1 protein-coding gene is annotated in these 387 nt (G+C 63.6%); it reads right to left on the bottom strand.

The window, feature by feature from the left end; all coding sequences use genetic code 11:
• On the bottom strand, window positions 1-387 hold a 387-nt coding region (locus EN893_RS37880; protein WP_128362355.1), incomplete at both ends, for an LLM class flavin-dependent oxidoreductase.

The following is a 387-nucleotide window of genomic DNA, read 5'->3' as shown; positions in this document are numbered from 1 at the left end:
ATCCTGCGGCGAGCGTGCGACGTTCAGCGGTCCGCGCACGGAAAAGAACTCGCCCTTATGGTCGAGCAAATGCATCTTTTCGGGGTCATGGAAGCGGCCGCCGCTCTGGTCGAACAGCAGCGCGTCCGCATCCCAGCCCCGCCACAGACCTTGCACGATGCCGATACATTCCTCACTGCGACGGCGGAAATCGTCGGGCGAAAATCCCCCGGGCCGGCTGAAATTGGCTGCTTCCCGTGGCGCTTGCGTCATGGTTGCGTTCCAGCCACTGCGGCCATGGCTGATAATGTCGAGCGAGGCGAAACGGCGCGCCAGATTGTATGGCTGGTGGGCGACGGTCGATGCCGCGGCGACGAGCCCGATCCTGCTTGTGACAGTCGCCAATGC

This window comes from Mesorhizobium sp. M7A.F.Ca.CA.004.04.2.1 (assembly GCF_004022825.1).
Lineage (GTDB): Bacteria > Pseudomonadota > Alphaproteobacteria > Rhizobiales > Rhizobiaceae > Mesorhizobium.
Note: the sequence above shows the minus strand (reverse complement) of the source record. Positions and strands in the feature narration are given on the sequence as shown.